The organism is Microcystis sp. M179S2, assembly GCF_020245805.1.
In the GTDB taxonomy this organism is placed as follows: Bacteria; Cyanobacteriota; Cyanobacteriia; order Cyanobacteriales; family Microcystaceae; genus Microcystis; species Microcystis aeruginosa.
Genome location: NZ_JADBUE010000114.1, coordinates 1 through 14,036, shown reverse-complemented (window position 1 = coordinate 14,036; position 14,036 = coordinate 1). Strand labels below are relative to the sequence as shown.

Genomic DNA, 14,036 nt, shown 5'->3' with positions numbered 1-14,036 from the left:
GCCTCAAACCCTATCTGCGTAAGGAATTCAGGATTTTGTGTCCAGTAGTCCATTAGTATTATATTGCTTTAACTCAGGCTCTGTAAGACTTTTAGCCATAGCTAGTATGTTTATACGGGGGAAGTTCAGTCATAATATCTGGCTTCCCCATTGACAAAAAGCCATAACCTGTGCTGCAGGAAGGATTAACAGAATTTCCGATACCCCCTTACTGGGTACAAATTAAGGAAACCTCTAATAAATCTAACGCCGTACAAACTCCTCGTCAATAGCAAATCAGGTTATACTTCACACCCCACACCCCACACCCCACACCCTACCCCCACGAAAAACTTTTTCAGCAGACCCTACCTATCGATCCCATGTTTCCCTATTCTAAGCGCACAATCTCTCCACCTCTGGCTAGAGATAATTCTGCTGCTTGGAGGATTTTGACTAATTCCGTCCCTACCGATCCCGAAGATACAGGAGAATTGACACCCGTAGCCACCGATGCTAAAAAATGTTCGCACAATGCTTTTAGGGGTTCACCATCGGCAATAGGGATAGATTCCGTCTCCTGTCCCCGGGGAATAAAATAGGCTTCCTGACGTTCAAAATAGCCCTTTTGTCGGGTTAAAGGCGATCGAGAGTCTAATTCATTGAAAATTAAAGTCCCTTCGCTGCCAACTATCCCTAAACGTCGCTGTTTATCGGGATTCAACCAACAAAGGTGAATAGTCGCTTGAAAACCATCGCCATAGATCAGGGTTAACCAGACTAAATCGGCTAGATTAGGTTGTAGCCAAACTGTTCCTCGCGCTTGCACTAATACAGGGGTACTATTTAGCCAATGATTAAAAATCGAGATATCGTGAATAGCTAGATCCCACAAAGCGGACACATCCTGGCGAACTGGACCTAGGTGGGTGCGAGTGGCATAACCATAAAGAGGTTTACCGATACCCCCAGATTGCAGGACTTTTTGTCCGGTGATAACGGCCGGATGAAAAAGATAGGTATGATCAACTAATAAAATACGCTGTTTTTTCGCCGCTAATGCCGTTAATTCGCCACATTCTTGGGGATTGAGGGTTAAGGGTTTTTCGGCGAGGACGTGATAACCTAAATTAAGAGCATCTTTAATCAGGGGATAATGACTGATGGCGGGAGTAACGACGACTACAGCCGAGATTTCGGGGTGAAGACGAATTGATTCCCAGTCATTGGCTAAAATAACCTTATTAGTATCGAGATTAAATTGATCGCGACAGAGATGAAGTTTTTCAGGGGAGGAGTCAACGATCGCCACTACTTGTGCTGAGGGATGTTGAGAAAAATGACGGACGAAATGGACTCCCCAACGTCCTACCCCTAAGATAGCGATTCCTGTGGACATTTTGCTTACTCAGATAAATCAATCTAGTTTATCTTAAAAGAATTAGGCGCAATTGTTCATTGATTCTGAGAACTGGGAGGGATTATGTTAAAATTTTTTATCGATCGAGGGGGAACTTTTACCGATATCGTGGCGATAATCGATCGACCAGAAATTATTGAACGACTAGCTAGAGATGCCGCTAGATTTCTGATTGTTCCCCTTGCCGATCAACAGTGGATTGTTCTTTATAAACTGCTCTCGGAAAATCCCGAAAAATACCCAGATGCAGTCATTCAAGGGATCAAAGATATTAGCGGTTCCCTAGATAACATCGAAGTGATTAAAATGGGAACAACGGTAGCCACCAATGCGCTGTTAGAAAGAAAAGGAGAGCGCACGGTTTTGTTAATCACCAAAGGTTTTAAAGATGCCTTGAGAATTGGCTATCAAAATCGCCCCGATATTTTTGCACGTCAAATTATTCTTCCTTCTTTATTATACGAACAAGTTATCGAAGTGGCCGAACGGTACGATCATCAAGGACAAGAATTAATCGCCGTTAATCCCGCCCAAGTTAAAGCCGATTTAATACCAGTTTATCAAGGGGGTATCCGAAGTTGTGCGATTGTTTTTATGCACAGTTATCGTTATCCCGACCACGAAAAACAAGTGGCAGCCATTGCCGAAGAAATCGGCTTTACTCATCTAGCCATTTCCCATCAAGTCAGTCCTTTAATGAAACTGGTATCCCGGGGAGATACCACGGTAGTCTCTGCCTATTTATCGCCAATTTTACGCCGCTATGTTGATAGTATTAGCCAGCAATTACCGAAAACTAGCTTGTTATTTATGAAATCCGATGGCGGTTTAGTCACCGCCGATAAATTTCAGGGTAAAGATAGCATTTTATCTGGTCCTGCGGGGGGAATAGTTGGGGCAGTACAAACCAGTTTAAGGGCGGGATTTAGCAAAATTATCAGTTTTGATATGGGAGGAACTAGCACCGATGTTTCTCATTTTCAAGGGGAATACGAGCGGCAAACAGATAACGAAATTGCCGGCGTAAGAATGCGAGCGCCGATGTTAAGTATTCACACCGTGGCCGCTGGTGGAGGTTCGATTTTAGTCTATGATGGTTCTCGTTTTCGGGTTGGACCAGAAAGTGCCGGAGCTAATCCGGGACCTGCCTGTTATCGACGGGGTGGACCATTAACAATTACCGATGCTAATGTTTTGTTAGGAAAAATTCAAGCTGCCTATTTTCCCGCTATTTTTGGACAAGAGGGAAATTTACCCCTAGATAGAGAGATTGTGCTGACAAAGTTTCAAGGATTGGCCGCAAGAATGGGGGGTAATAATAGTCCTGAACTGCTGGCTGCGGGGTTTATTCAAATTGCCGTGGAAAATATGGCTAATGCGATTAAAAAAATCTCTCTACAAAAGGGTTATGATCTCAGTGATTATACTCTTTGTACCTTTGGCGGTGCCGGGGGTCAAGTGGCCTGTTTAATTGCCGATACTCTGGGAATGAAAAGTATTTTTCTCCATCCCTATGCCGGGGTTTTAAGCGCCTACGGCATGGGTTTGGCCGATTTGAGGGTAATTAAAGAAAAAGCGATCGAACAGCCGTTAAATGCCGATTTAATCGGGCAGTTACTCACGGAGATGAACGAATTAGAAGTTTTAGCGGGTCGGGAATTAGAGGATTATAATCAGGTGCGGCAGCAAGTTAGTTTAAAATATCAAGGCAGTGATGCCACTTTAGCGGTTAATTTTAGCGATCAAATGCGTCAGGATTTTGAACGGGAACATCAAAGACGTTATGGGTTTAAGCAAGAACAAAAAGCTTTAATTGTTGAGTCGATTGCCGTGGAATTGATCCAGACTATGGACAGTCCCAAAGAAGCAATTTTAACTCGCTCCCGTCCGATGGGAAAATTACCTCCTCTGCTCGATCGAGTAGCGGTTTTTATGGCTAATCAATGGCGGGAAACGCCAATTTATCAGCGTTCAGATCTGCAACCTTTTGATTGTTTGGCTGGACCGGCAATTATTATCGAAAAAATTAGCACGATTGTGATTGAACCGGGTTGGATGGCAAAATTAACGGAGAAAAATCATTTAATTCTCTCCAAAGATTAACTAATGGGACTACATAGAAATATCTACGGCAGTTATCCTAATTGATCAATTCTCATTTCGCCGAGGTATTTACGGAGATAGGGAGAAAAAACCTCGTAAATCAGGGTAAGGGGTTGGCGAGCGTGCCAAAATAGGTAATGACGACCCCAAAATGCTCCTTTTTCCCCAAAAGCTATTTCTAATTCCGGGGAATGACCGTAATAAAGTCCCTGCACATCGCGATACAATTCCGTGTGCAGCCGCGAGAGACTTTCCCAAATCGGTAGGGAACGATTTTCTAGATATTCGTCCACTTGATTGACAGACCACCAAGAAGCGGCATAGGCTAACCTTTGACCACTAGCTGTGCGTAACCAGACTTGACGACGCAATCTCGGCCCCGGAATCAGGCTAATTTTCATCGGTGCGCCATCCTCATCGTCGCCGATGGGGGACATATCGATCACATCCACTTCCGTTTTTTCACCGGTTAAAAGTTGTAAATGACGGGTGGGAGAACCATCGCCGAGAATTAAAATCTGCCACGGGGGTGCGAGTTGGCTATGGGGTAAACCTTGTTTAACATCGGTTTCGTCTCCTTGCCAGAGAGGGGACAGGGAGTACCAAGGACGATTAAGCAGGGGCTTTTCTTGGGGGCGGAGGATAGCAGTCAAGGTTTGTTACAAAACTTTATGATTTTTTCATTAATCATAACACGGGATTTTTGTCTGCTGGTGATAAAAGCGATCGCCTTGCTCTAATTCTCTCTAAACTTTTCGGTTAGCAGATGCACTTTTGCCAAAGGAGATTGACTATTTTGATTTTAACGATAGAAAGGTATCAATATCTGGAGGAATTTTTGTAATCTTCTCAGGGCAATTAATTGTCGAATCTTGGGATTAATTTGGGGGGGATAAATGCTGGTGGCTAATTGTTCTTCTAGTAAGGCATATTCTGCCGCAGTTAGGGGTTGATTATCAAGGGGCGAGCGAGCCGAAGTGATAATTTCTGCTCGTAAAACTTCTTCGGGAATATCTTCAGGAGAGGGCAAAGCAAGGGCTTTTAGGGGCGATAAGAAACCGATAGAGATGAGGATGATAATTTTTGTCGTTCGCTGCATTTAATTTAAACCAGGGGGCAATTTTTCCCGACACTGTTGATGAATTTCCCCGATTCTAGCAAACAACCAGGGATATTTTTGACGATAACTGGGAATTAGAGCCAGAGGACTGAGTAGGGCAGTGGCGGCAATATCGGCTACACTTAATTTATCCGCCACCAAATAGGCCTGATTTTGCCAATATTCTAGAATCTTGAGGGCATTTTCTAGTCGCTCCTCCGCTAGTTTTACCCTGGCTGGGGTGATTTTATATTGTTGTCGCACGATATTAATAATTATTTGACTACTCAGGGAAGGATCGATCGCTTTTCCCTCTCCGGCGCGATAATTATAATAGACAAATCTAGTCGCTACTCCAATACTTTCATCTAACCAATCCTCTAGTAACCAAGCTTGATTTTTCTCCTTTTCCCCAGCGGGAATAAAAGAGGGGAAAGGAACTACTTTTTCTAAATATTTTAAAATGGCAGTAGAATCGGCAATAATCTCATCTGCTGCCATTAAAACTGGGACAGTGGTTAACCCTTTAGTTAGGGGACTGAGTTTGAGAATATGTAGTCCGGGGGTGAGATTTTCTACTTGGTAATCAATCCCCTTATAACCTAGGGCTAAACGAGCTTTGCGACAGTAATGAGATGTGCTAAATTGAAGTAAAAGCATTAATTGTTGTTGGTTGCTATATTAGTTATCAGTTATCAGTTATCAGATTTGAGTTTTAAGTTAACTGTTCACTGATCACTCTGTTGACTGAATTGGCAATAGGTCTATACTATGAGCAAACCCTCCCTTTTTTCGGCTGTTTCTCGTCCTTATGCGACTAATTCACAAGCAAAAGATCCCTGGTTAGCGGTCAATCTCTCGATGTTTTTCCCCGGTTTGGGACAATGGTATGCTAACAAAAACCAAAAAGCAACCCTTTTGGCAATCGCTCAAGTAATATTAATAATTGTGACAATTTGGTCAATTTTTAGCCACAATGGCCCTGTAAGCTGGGGATTAGGGGGAATAGTTGCTCTGGTTATCGTTTACATTAGCAATATTTTTGACGCTCACTGGACTGTTTATTATTCCAGACAGAATAACAGCTTAGAGAAAATTCCCCGCCAACAAAAAAACCCATGGTTTGCCGTCTTCGCTAACCGGATTATACCCGGGTTAGGGCAATTGTACGCCGATAAGGTGATCTTAGGGATAATTTTTCTGACTATATCCCTGATTACCCTGAAAATAGATCATTTTTTGGCCAATATCCTCTTTCTTACCCCTTTAATTACAGCAATCGCTGTTTATCATGTTTATCACACTTTCCCCGATCAATTCCATCCCCATCGTCACACCTATCGTTCCATTTTGGCGCTGATGGTGGCAGCAATTTTTACTTGGGGAATTATCTGTAATTATTTTCCCGATTGGTTACATCAAAGAATAGAATTTTTCGAGATTCCGAGCGAATCCATGCTGCCTACCCTCGCAGTAGGTGATCGCATTTTCGTCAGTCAATCTGGTAATTATCAAGCGAAAAGAGGCGATATAATTGTTTTTAGAACTCCCGAAAAAATTCAGCAACTAGCTCCTAATTCTGGAGATTTTTTTATCAAACGAGTCATCGCTATTTCTGGGGATACCATTGAAATCCGCAGGGGTAAAGTTTATCTCAACTGGCAAGTTATCGAGGAACCCTACACCGCCGAGTTAGCCAATTATGAAATAGAATTTATGACTGTACCCCCAAAAAGCCTGTTTGTTTTGGGAGATAATCGTAACCATAGTTTTGATTCCCATGCTTGGGGTTTTTTGCCAGAAAGTTATATCGTTGGTCAAGCCTATAAAGTTTACTGGCCTCTCGATCGTGTCCAGTCCTTGCTATGATGGGGATGACTGGGGTAACTTTGAGCCTAGGTGTTACAGTTAGATGAGTTGGGGTATTGTTAGATGATTATAACATTCCCAACCTCTTGAAATGTTCCTGAAAAATCCCCACTGTTCCTAGATAATTAACTTCAATCTTTTCTTGATTAATATGCTGTTAAAATTCCCTCAAAAGCTGAAAATTAAGCAAATAATATTATTAGTATTCTGGCTAGGAATAGGGATATTTTTCTGGTGGTTATCGTGGCAATCCCCCGGGATGAGCCAAATTCAACGACCCGAAACAGTTGCCCAACAAATTTATCAAGCAATGCCAGATTTACCGAAAGAAAACAACTATACCCGTCGAGATACAGGGGCGATCGATCCGAATAATACTTTAATCAGTCGCTTTCTTCGTTATCATCAAGATACAAAAAAAAGGTTTACTCTCATCCGTTTTGATTGGCAATTAACCCTAGGGGATTATCTAGGAGTGAACGAGAAAATCAGCGAAGAAAACTATCCCGGACAAGCAACCCTTACGGTTAACCCGATGGCTGCCGATATCAAAGCGATTAACAGTCTTAATCGTCGTCAACGGCAGCAGTTAGTCACCCTTCTAGTCGAAATTTATAACCCCGCCATTCTCCCCCAAGAAACCCCCAATCCTAGCCCTTCTCCTAGTCCTTCTCCCCGTCGTCCATCTTTATCAAAACCGGGAGATGCCGACCTATTAAAATTCTAGAAAATTATGGAAAAAATTCTCAAATATGGTTCAGGTTGGCGACTCGGTTGGGATCCTAAGGCAGCCATTTATAAAGGATTAATTGGTGGCGATGATTGGGCGATCGAATTGACCGAGTCCGAGTGGCAAGATTTGCGTCGGTTACTATCACAATTGACCGCAACTATGGCGGCCATGGCCACAGAATTAATGGATGAAGAAAGTATTGCTTGTGAAGCGGAAAGCGAGCTTTTGTGGTTAGAAGCGGCAGGATTTCCCGATAATTATTCCCTGCGATTTATTCTCTATCAAGGTCGCGGTTGTGAGGGCAATTGGTCGGCCACTGCCCTGCCAGAGTTGCTCGCCGCTTGGGACAATTTGCTTTACAATTTTTAAGAAAGCGGTGGGCATAAGTTAATTTTTGTCTCCCCCTCTTGACGTTTTGATTCCCCTGTGCTGCTATGCTTGCCCATCCGAGGACGAGGACCGATAATCTCACCTACACTCCGCCCCCATTGCTGAAAAACGGTTTTGCCATGACTCTCTATGTGTCCCTAAAAGCGCGAGAAACCTGGCAAAATACGATCGCTATTCCCGAACCAGTCTATCAAGAAACCATTTTCACCGGGGCCAATGCCGTCCCTATCTACGGGATTGTTTCCATTCCCCCGCAAGCGAAAGGAACAATTATCGGCACCTACGGCATCACGGGAGACTTAGATAATCAATGGTTTTTAAGAATTTTAGGCAGAAAAGCCGTAGCAAGAAACTACGCAGTCGTCCTCTTCGATTGGCGGGCCCACGGTAAGACAGCCGAATTATCCCCGACTCTCACCTCCGATGGCATCTATGAAGGGCTAGATTTCCTTCATATTGCCGCCCAAGCCCAAAAAATGGGCTGTCCTGCTCCTTTTTGGTTCACAGGTTACTCTCTGGGGGGACAATTGGCCCTCTGGGGAATTAAATCGGTAGAGAATCAGGAAGATATGGGGATCGATCCCGTCGATATCGGTGGTGGTGCGGTAATTTGTCCTAATTTAGACTCTAATCGTTCTTTATCCTATCTCGTCCGGGATCCCTGGGGGAAACATTTGGAAAAAGCGATCGCCAGGGAATTACGCAAGTTAGCCAAACGCATCCATCAAGCTCATCCCGATCATATCGATCCCGAAGCAATTACTCGCGCCACCACGATTGCAGGATTCGATCGAGAATTAGTGATTAAAAACTTAGGATTTGAGACAGTTTTTGACTATTATGCCGCTAGTAGTCCCTTGCCCTTTCAACCCTATTTAACTAAACCCACTTTTATCCTCTACGCGGCCGATGATCCCCTCTTTTCCCCCGCAGTTATTCCCGATCTGCAAGCAGCGATCGCCGATAATCCCCACGTCGATCTACTCTTAACCAACTATGGCGGTCATGTGGGTTATATCAGCAGTTTATCCTGTCAGCGTCAGTGGGGCGATAGCGATCGCTGGTGGGCATGGAATCGGGTTTTAGACTGGTTTGACCAAAAAACTGGCAAATAATCCTAAATCCGTTGAGTATAGGTTACATATCACGATAGGCACTCATGCAAGAGGGGGAATAAATAATCAGTCTTTAATAACCAGATTTAGTATCAAAGGCCGCTAGAAACTCCTCCACCTGTTCCCGAGTCGGTTGGGATGCGATCGCTCCTGCCCCCCTTGTCACCATTGTCCCCACCGCACAGGCATAAATCACCGCCTTACGGGCTAAATCGGCATTTTCCCCAATTTGATCGCCCCCAAGAGCGGCACGAGCCAAAAAACCGGCCACAAAGCCATCCCCCGCCCCGGTTGTATCCACCACCTCCCCGGGAAAAGCCTCGACAGTGCCGCTATTTTTGCCTAAATGATATTTACAACCTTTTGCGCCGCCAGTAACCAGAATTGCCCCTAAATTGGGGTATTGTGATGATATTTCTCCGGGGGTATCAGTGCCAAATAACCATGCTGCTTCTTCCTCGCTACATTTGAGCAAATCGGCCTGGACGATAAAATCTCGAATGATATCAGGGGCAGCCTCAAGATTAGGCCAAAAAACCGGTCGCCAGTTGATATCGATCAATACTTTCACCGCGTAAATTTTAGCTAATTCGAGGGCGCGCATCATCGCCGCTCTCGCCGGGGGATAGGCTAACCCTAGGGTTCCCATCACTAGATAATCGGCATTTTTCCAGAGATTTTCGGTTAATAAGTCAGCATTAAGAGCATTATCGGCAAAATCCGTCGTTTTTCTGCCCCCAAAACCCGCAAAATGTCTGTCTCCCCCAGCATCGCGGGTGACATAAACTTGTCGGGTGGGTAGAGTGGGGTGATACTGTACACCAGTGGTATCGACTCCGAGAGCGTCTAGCAAGGCGATTAACTGTTCCCCTCGTTGATCTTTGCCCACACAACCGATAAAAGCCGAATTTATGCCCAATTTTCGCAATCCACAGGCCACGTTTGCCGGCGCACCCCCGGCATAGGTTGTCCAAGAAGTCACTTGCTCTATAGAGCGCTCGCTTTGATCGGCAATTAGATCAGAGAGGATTTCCCCTAAACAAATGACAGACACTGGCGAAGATCTTTGATTGTTAAGCATTGGTGTGGGAAGTGGGGTGTGGGGTGTGGGGTGTGGGGTAATGGGGAAGTGGGGTAATGGGGAAGTGGGGAAGCTGTCTCAACCCTATCACCCCAAAACCCTATCACCCTATCTCCTCCTGACGACCGACTCCTGAATCCTGAATCCTGACTTGTCAAGAAATCACGATAAATCAACTAGAGATTATCTGAGGCATTGAGTATAATCAAACACATAGATTAGGGGAAATTGCTCATAAATCAGTCCGATCGAGCGTGAATCCTCTTTTATTTTTTAGTCTTAGACTAAGGAAATATCATGGTTGATTGTAGTCAGATTCAGTTTGACGAGGATAAAAGCAAGATAGATCTATCGCAACTACGAGAATTATTTAATTTAACCGCATTTTGGGCAATCGATCGCCGTTTAGAAGATTTAGAAACCGCAATTGACTATAGTGATCCGGTGGTGACGGTGTGGAATGAGCGGCAATTAATTGGTTTTGCTCGCGCCATTTCTGACGGCATTTATCGGGCAACTATTTGGGATGTGATCGTTCATCCCGATTATCAGGGAGCGGGTTTAGGGCGTAAATTAGTAGAAACAGTCTTGGCCCATCCCCGAATAAATCGGGTGGAAAGAGTCTATTTGATGACTACTAATCAAGAAAATTTTTACCGGCGCATTGGTTTCCAAAGCAACGCCACCACGACGATGGTATTATTTAATCGTTATCCCGAGGAGTTTTCCTATCCGGCGATCGAGGTAAAGAAAAAACGATCCCTGTGAGCTTGTCCTGACTATTGTTATCGATTTTATCTAAGCTCATTTCCCCCCCCGATACTTCGATAATGCCTTTCGCTAACTGAAATTTAAGACCGGGAGAAAGACCGAGAGCTTGAGTAAATTGTTTTACTTCTTCTGGCTTTGATTCTAAACTCAAAGGGGAAATTTCTGGCATTTGCCAGAGAGCGATTTCCCCCGGAAATTCTAGGGTAATAGTGACTTTTTTCTCGCCAAGGGCGCTTACCGATATACAAATAGAGCCACTCGTTAAGTTGGCGATCGCCGCATCGACGAGAAGGACAAGAGCGGAGGATAAACGCTGATAATCGGCAATAATAGCAATCTCATCGGTTAAAGGGCTAAATTTAAGCTTAATATGGCGATTAGCTGCCTGTAAATAAGTTAGACTTGCCCAATCTTGCCAGAGTTTAGTTAAAGAAAAAATTTCTCGATTGAGAGGTATAGTACCAGACTCTAGTTTGGAGAGATTAATCATCTCATCGAGCATTGCCATCAGTTTACGGCCCGCCAGTTGTCCCTGGGCGATAAATTCCCTTTCCTCGGCCGGACTTTCACAAAGATCGGCGAGAATCATTTGATGGAGACTGATCATACTGCTCAATGGCGATCGCAATTCGTGGGCAACCCGTCCCAAAAAACTGCTTTTGAGGTGATTAATTGCCACAGCCAGGTGATAAGCGAGGCGAGTTTGCTGTAATTCCCGTTTTAAAGCGTCAATATCGTCCATATTTACAGAAAAACTGCCCCTTGTCGTAAGATATCCCATCCTTGACATTGCCAACGCGCGACGGTGGAGGGTTGTCCACTATTGATTATTCCCCATGCTTGCCTTTCTGTGGGCGCTAACACCGTCACCGAGGGAAAAGTAGTCATAATCGCTTCTGGAGTCAATAAAGGCTCTTGTCCTGACAGATTAGCACTTGTGGTCGCTAAAACACCAGTTCGACCGAGAATTTCTCGTGCGATCGCATGAGCGGGAACTCGGATACCAATCGTGCTAGGATTTTTAGGGTTAAGAACTTTTGGTACTTTTTCAGAAGCGGGTAAAACCAAAGTTAGGGAGCCGGGCCAGTATTTTTCGGTCATTTGCCGCCAAATCTCCCTTTCTTCCTGATTTCCCTTGACATAATCCCATAAATCTGCTGCTGAGGCCGCCATGAGAATTAAGGGTTTATCAAAAGTCCGTTTTTTAGCGGCAAAAATTAAGGCAGCATAGGGGGGAGAAACTGCCAACGCGGGAACTGTATCCGTGGGAAAAGAAACCACTTGACCACTTAGGGCCGCGTGAACAATTTCGTTAAGAGAAGCAGTAGGCATTGAGAATTGAGCATTTTTGGGGACTAATTTAGCCTAAAACTTTTTGGTACAATTTTAAACGGGTAGGGTTGATTCATGAATCAACCCTACCTTGAATCAACCCTACCTTGAATCAACCCTACTTGATCAGCGGGGTATCTGAAAGTTTTTAACACCTACCTACTTATCTCCAACCAATTAGGGACGATTAATTATGAATGAGTCTGATACTTTGGCTAATCTCGAACAATTAGAATATATTCCCTACCTAGATGCCACGGGTAATATCTGTGCTGATTTCCAGGGAAAAATCGGGGTTTATGCCATTTTTGATCGAGAACAAGTCTTAGAGTTTGTCGGCTATTCTCGTGATATTTATCTCAGTTTAAAACAACATCTTGCCCGACAGCCCCAAGCTTGTTATTGGCTAAAAATACAGTTGATTGATCGTCCTAATCGGACTATTCTCGAATCGATTAAACAAGCTTGGCTAAGAGAAAGTCAGGCAGTAATCGGCAATGAAAAACTCTGGACAGAACCAATTGATGCTAAATTAGCCATGACTGAGACAGAAAAAGAATTTTATCAAAGTGCTGACGAATTGGGGCAAATCAAGTTATTAAAACAGGTATCCAGACGAGTAGAAAACGATATTTTATCAACCCTAGAAAAACGGGGAGTACAGATGGAAATTCGTTTTAATCCTAAGTTAAAAGAACAGGGTTTGCTCGATTTAAAGTAAAAATGACTAGGAGCGATCGATTCTCCAGACAAACCGCTATGATAATATATCGCCCCCTCCCCACACCAATGGAACAGCGATGACCACTCCAGACTGGCCAAACCTACTGCAGCAACTACTCGATCGAAAATCCCTTTCCCTTAACCAAGCTGAAGAACTAATGACCGGATGGTTAAACGGCCAGATTCCGGAAGTTTTATCGGGGGCGATTTTAGCTGCTTTGCAAGCAAAAGGAGTCTCGGCCGCGGAATTAGCGGGAATGGCCGGAGTTTTACGGCAACAATCTCGCTTAGAAGACCCTAAACCCCATACCACTCCCGTTATCGATACCTGTGGCACCGGCGGTGACGGGGCCGCAACTTTTAATATTTCCACTGCTGTGGCTTTTGTGGCGGCCGCCGGGGGTGTAAAAGTGGCTAAACACGGCAATCGCTCGGCCTCCAGTAAAGTCGGTTCGGCCGATGTTTTAGAATATCTTGGGGTTAATTTGAGCGCCCCTAGCGAGAAAGTAGCGGCGGCTTTAGATGGGGTGGGAGTTACCTTTCTTTTTGCCCCCGGTTGGCATCCAGCCCTGAAAAGTGTGGCTAATCTCCGCAAAACCCTGAAAGTTCGCACGGTTTTTAATCTTCTGGGCCCTCTAGTTAATCCTCTCCGTCCCACAGGTCAAGTTATCGGGGTTTATGACCGGCAATTTCTCACCCCCATGGCCACGGCTTTAGCACAAATGGGAACCCCAAAGGCGATTATTGTTCACGGCCGGGAAAAACTCGACGAGGTGGGGTTAGGAGATCTGACCGATATGGCTTTATTAAATAATGGCGAGGTGATTTCTGCGGCGATCGATCCCTTGTCAATTGCTATCCCCAGAGCCAGTTTAAATGCCCTTAAAGGCGGGGAAGTACCAGAAAATGCCGAAATCCTCAAAAATGTCCTGCAAGGGGGTGGAACGCCGGCTCAACGGGATGCTGTGGCGATTAATGCCTCTCTTGCCCTACAGGTGGCAGAAAAGGTCACTTTTGGCGACCATGCTGCCGGTTTCGCCCTCGCTCGCGACATTTTAGCCAGTGGGTTAGCTTGGCAAAAATTAGAGGAGTTGGTTAAGTTTCTCGCCTAGGACAATTCACAGGAGTCAGGAGACTCCGAGACAGGAGATTGCTTTTATTTATTCTCCCCACTTCCCCACTCCCCCACTCTGCAATAATTACTCGCAGCCAGAAATAGGTTGGGCGTATCATACTTTGTGCTTTTTGTCAAAAAAACTTTTTTTTTGCAATAAAACTACACAAAAAAAAGATCATCACTGCTGGTGAAATTGACTGATTTACCCGCTTCAATTAGGATACCCTTCTAGGTGTGGCAAGGGTTTCAACCCTTGCTGCCCAAAAAAGCACAGAATAACCCATTATGAAATTCAGTAAAATCG

General features: G+C 44.5%; 15 protein-coding genes. 8 read left to right on the top strand and 7 right to left on the bottom strand.

Annotated features, from left to right (window positions below; all coding sequences use genetic code 11):
* Positions 1 to 370: 370 nt before the first annotated feature.
* Entirely contained in the window at positions 371 to 1,378 is a 1,008-nt protein-coding gene (locus IM500_RS06660; protein ID WP_287737999.1) for a Gfo/Idh/MocA family protein, read from the bottom strand.
* A gap of 84 nt (positions 1,379 to 1,462) precedes the next feature.
* On the opposite strand from IM500_RS06660, the gene IM500_RS06655 reads away from it, so the two are divergent.
* Positions 1,463 to 3,502, top strand: coding sequence for a hydantoinase/oxoprolinase family protein (locus IM500_RS06655; protein WP_190722951.1), 2,040 nt, complete (start codon positions 1,463 to 1,465; stop codon positions 3,500 to 3,502).
* Between the two features lie 32 nt (positions 3,503 to 3,534).
* Here IM500_RS06655 and IM500_RS06650 read toward each other — a convergent pair whose 3' ends face one another.
* The 3 genes from IM500_RS06650 to IM500_RS06640 form a co-directional block, all read right to left on the bottom strand.
* Positions 3,535 to 4,155, bottom strand: coding sequence for a chorismate lyase (locus IM500_RS06650; RefSeq protein ID WP_002758121.1), 621 nt, complete (start codon positions 4,153 to 4,155; stop codon positions 3,535 to 3,537).
* A 149-nt stretch (positions 4,156 to 4,304) separates the two neighbouring features.
* Positions 4,305 to 4,601, bottom strand: a complete 297-nt coding sequence (locus tag IM500_RS06645) for a hypothetical protein (RefSeq protein WP_002758119.1) — start codon at positions 4,599 to 4,601, stop codon at positions 4,305 to 4,307.
* Complete coding sequence (locus IM500_RS06640; protein WP_061430577.1) at positions 4,602 to 5,261, bottom strand: glutathione S-transferase family protein; 660 nt, start codon at positions 5,259 to 5,261, stop codon at positions 4,602 to 4,604.
* Between the two features lie 111 nt (positions 5,262 to 5,372).
* Here IM500_RS06640 and lepB point away from each other — a divergent pair, with 111 nt between their 5' ends.
* The 4 genes from lepB to IM500_RS06620 all read left to right on the top strand — a co-directional run bounded on the left by lepB (position 5,373) and on the right by IM500_RS06620 (position 8,708).
* Positions 5,373 to 6,470, top strand: a complete 1,098-nt coding sequence (gene lepB / locus IM500_RS06635; protein ID WP_061430578.1) for a signal peptidase I — start codon at positions 5,373 to 5,375, stop codon at positions 6,468 to 6,470.
* Between the two features lie 151 nt (positions 6,471 to 6,621).
* Positions 6,622 to 7,197, top strand: coding sequence for a hypothetical protein (locus IM500_RS06630; RefSeq protein ID WP_012264411.1), 576 nt, complete (start codon positions 6,622 to 6,624; stop codon positions 7,195 to 7,197).
* 6 nt (positions 7,198 to 7,203) lie between these two features.
* The gene (locus IM500_RS06625; RefSeq protein ID WP_190722949.1) at positions 7,204 to 7,572 is read left to right on the top strand and encodes a DUF1818 family protein; all 369 of its coding nucleotides are present in this window, start codon (positions 7,204 to 7,206) and stop codon (positions 7,570 to 7,572) included.
* Positions 7,573 to 7,637: 65 nt separating this feature from the next.
* On the top strand, positions 7,638 to 8,708 hold the full coding sequence (locus IM500_RS06620; protein WP_190722948.1) for a YheT family hydrolase: 1,071 nt from the start codon (positions 7,638 to 7,640) through the stop codon (positions 8,706 to 8,708).
* 73 nt (positions 8,709 to 8,781) lie between these two features.
* Here IM500_RS06620 and IM500_RS06615 read toward each other — a convergent pair whose 3' ends face one another.
* Entirely contained in the window at positions 8,782 to 9,789 is a 1,008-nt protein-coding gene (locus tag IM500_RS06615; protein WP_190722947.1) for a carbohydrate kinase family protein, read from the bottom strand.
* A gap of 297 nt (positions 9,790 to 10,086) precedes the next feature.
* Here IM500_RS06615 and IM500_RS06610 point away from each other — a divergent pair, with 297 nt between their 5' ends.
* Positions 10,087 to 10,557, top strand: coding sequence for a GNAT family N-acetyltransferase (locus IM500_RS06610; protein WP_190722946.1), 471 nt, complete (start codon positions 10,087 to 10,089; stop codon positions 10,555 to 10,557).
* On the opposite strand, the gene IM500_RS06605 is transcribed toward IM500_RS06610, so the two are convergent.
* Positions 10,493 to 11,350, bottom strand: coding sequence for a sensor histidine kinase (locus IM500_RS06605; protein WP_190722945.1), 858 nt, complete (start codon positions 11,348 to 11,350; stop codon positions 10,493 to 10,495). The genes IM500_RS06610 and IM500_RS06605 overlap by 65 nt on opposite strands.
* Positions 11,305 to 11,892, bottom strand: coding sequence for an L-threonylcarbamoyladenylate synthase (locus IM500_RS06600; RefSeq protein ID WP_190722944.1), 588 nt, complete (start codon positions 11,890 to 11,892; stop codon positions 11,305 to 11,307). The genes IM500_RS06605 and IM500_RS06600 overlap by 46 nt, the downstream gene beginning before the upstream one ends.
* 193 nt (positions 11,893 to 12,085) lie before the next feature.
* Here IM500_RS06600 and IM500_RS06595 point away from each other — a divergent pair, with 193 nt between their 5' ends.
* Both IM500_RS06595 and trpD read left to right on the top strand, forming a co-directional pair.
* On the top strand, positions 12,086 to 12,613 hold the full coding sequence (locus IM500_RS06595) for a GIY-YIG nuclease family protein (RefSeq protein WP_190722943.1): 528 nt from the start codon (positions 12,086 to 12,088) through the stop codon (positions 12,611 to 12,613).
* Positions 12,614 to 12,692: 79 nt separating this feature from the next.
* Positions 12,693 to 13,727, top strand: coding sequence for an anthranilate phosphoribosyltransferase (gene trpD / locus IM500_RS06590; RefSeq protein ID WP_190722942.1), 1,035 nt, complete (start codon positions 12,693 to 12,695; stop codon positions 13,725 to 13,727).
* Positions 13,728 to 14,036 lie beyond the last annotated feature (309 nt).

Bases quoted from the DNA above. Each gene is read 5' to 3' on its own strand.
- IM500_RS06660 (WP_287737999.1), bottom strand. From the start codon at position 1,378: ATGTCCACAGGAATCGCTATCTTAGGGGTAGGACGTTGGGGAGTCCAT.
- IM500_RS06655 (WP_190722951.1), top strand. From the start codon at position 1,463: ATGTTAAAATTTTTTATCGATCGAGGGGGAACTTTTACCGATATCGTG.
- IM500_RS06645 (WP_002758119.1), bottom strand. From the start codon at position 4,601: ATGCAGCGAACGACAAAAATTATCATCCTCATCTCTATCGGTTTCTTA.
- IM500_RS06640 (WP_061430577.1), bottom strand. From the start codon at position 5,261: ATGCTTTTACTTCAATTTAGCACATCTCATTACTGTCGCAAAGCTCGT.
- lepB (WP_061430578.1), top strand. From the start codon at position 5,373: ATGAGCAAACCCTCCCTTTTTTCGGCTGTTTCTCGTCCTTATGCGACT.
- IM500_RS06630 (WP_012264411.1), top strand. From the start codon at position 6,622: ATGCTGTTAAAATTCCCTCAAAAGCTGAAAATTAAGCAAATAATATTA.
- IM500_RS06625 (WP_190722949.1), top strand. From the start codon at position 7,204: ATGGAAAAAATTCTCAAATATGGTTCAGGTTGGCGACTCGGTTGGGAT.
- IM500_RS06620 (WP_190722948.1), top strand. From the start codon at position 7,638: ATGCTTGCCCATCCGAGGACGAGGACCGATAATCTCACCTACACTCCG.
- IM500_RS06615 (WP_190722947.1), bottom strand. From the start codon at position 9,789: ATGCTTAACAATCAAAGATCTTCGCCAGTGTCTGTCATTTGTTTAGGG.
- IM500_RS06610 (WP_190722946.1), top strand. From the start codon at position 10,087: ATGGTTGATTGTAGTCAGATTCAGTTTGACGAGGATAAAAGCAAGATA.
- IM500_RS06605 (WP_190722945.1), bottom strand. From the start codon at position 11,350: ATGTCAAGGATGGGATATCTTACGACAAGGGGCAGTTTTTCTGTAAAT.
- IM500_RS06600 (WP_190722944.1), bottom strand. From the start codon at position 11,892: ATGCCTACTGCTTCTCTTAACGAAATTGTTCACGCGGCCCTAAGTGGT.
- IM500_RS06595 (WP_190722943.1), top strand. From the start codon at position 12,086: ATGAATGAGTCTGATACTTTGGCTAATCTCGAACAATTAGAATATATT.
- trpD (WP_190722942.1), top strand. From the start codon at position 12,693: ATGACCACTCCAGACTGGCCAAACCTACTGCAGCAACTACTCGATCGA.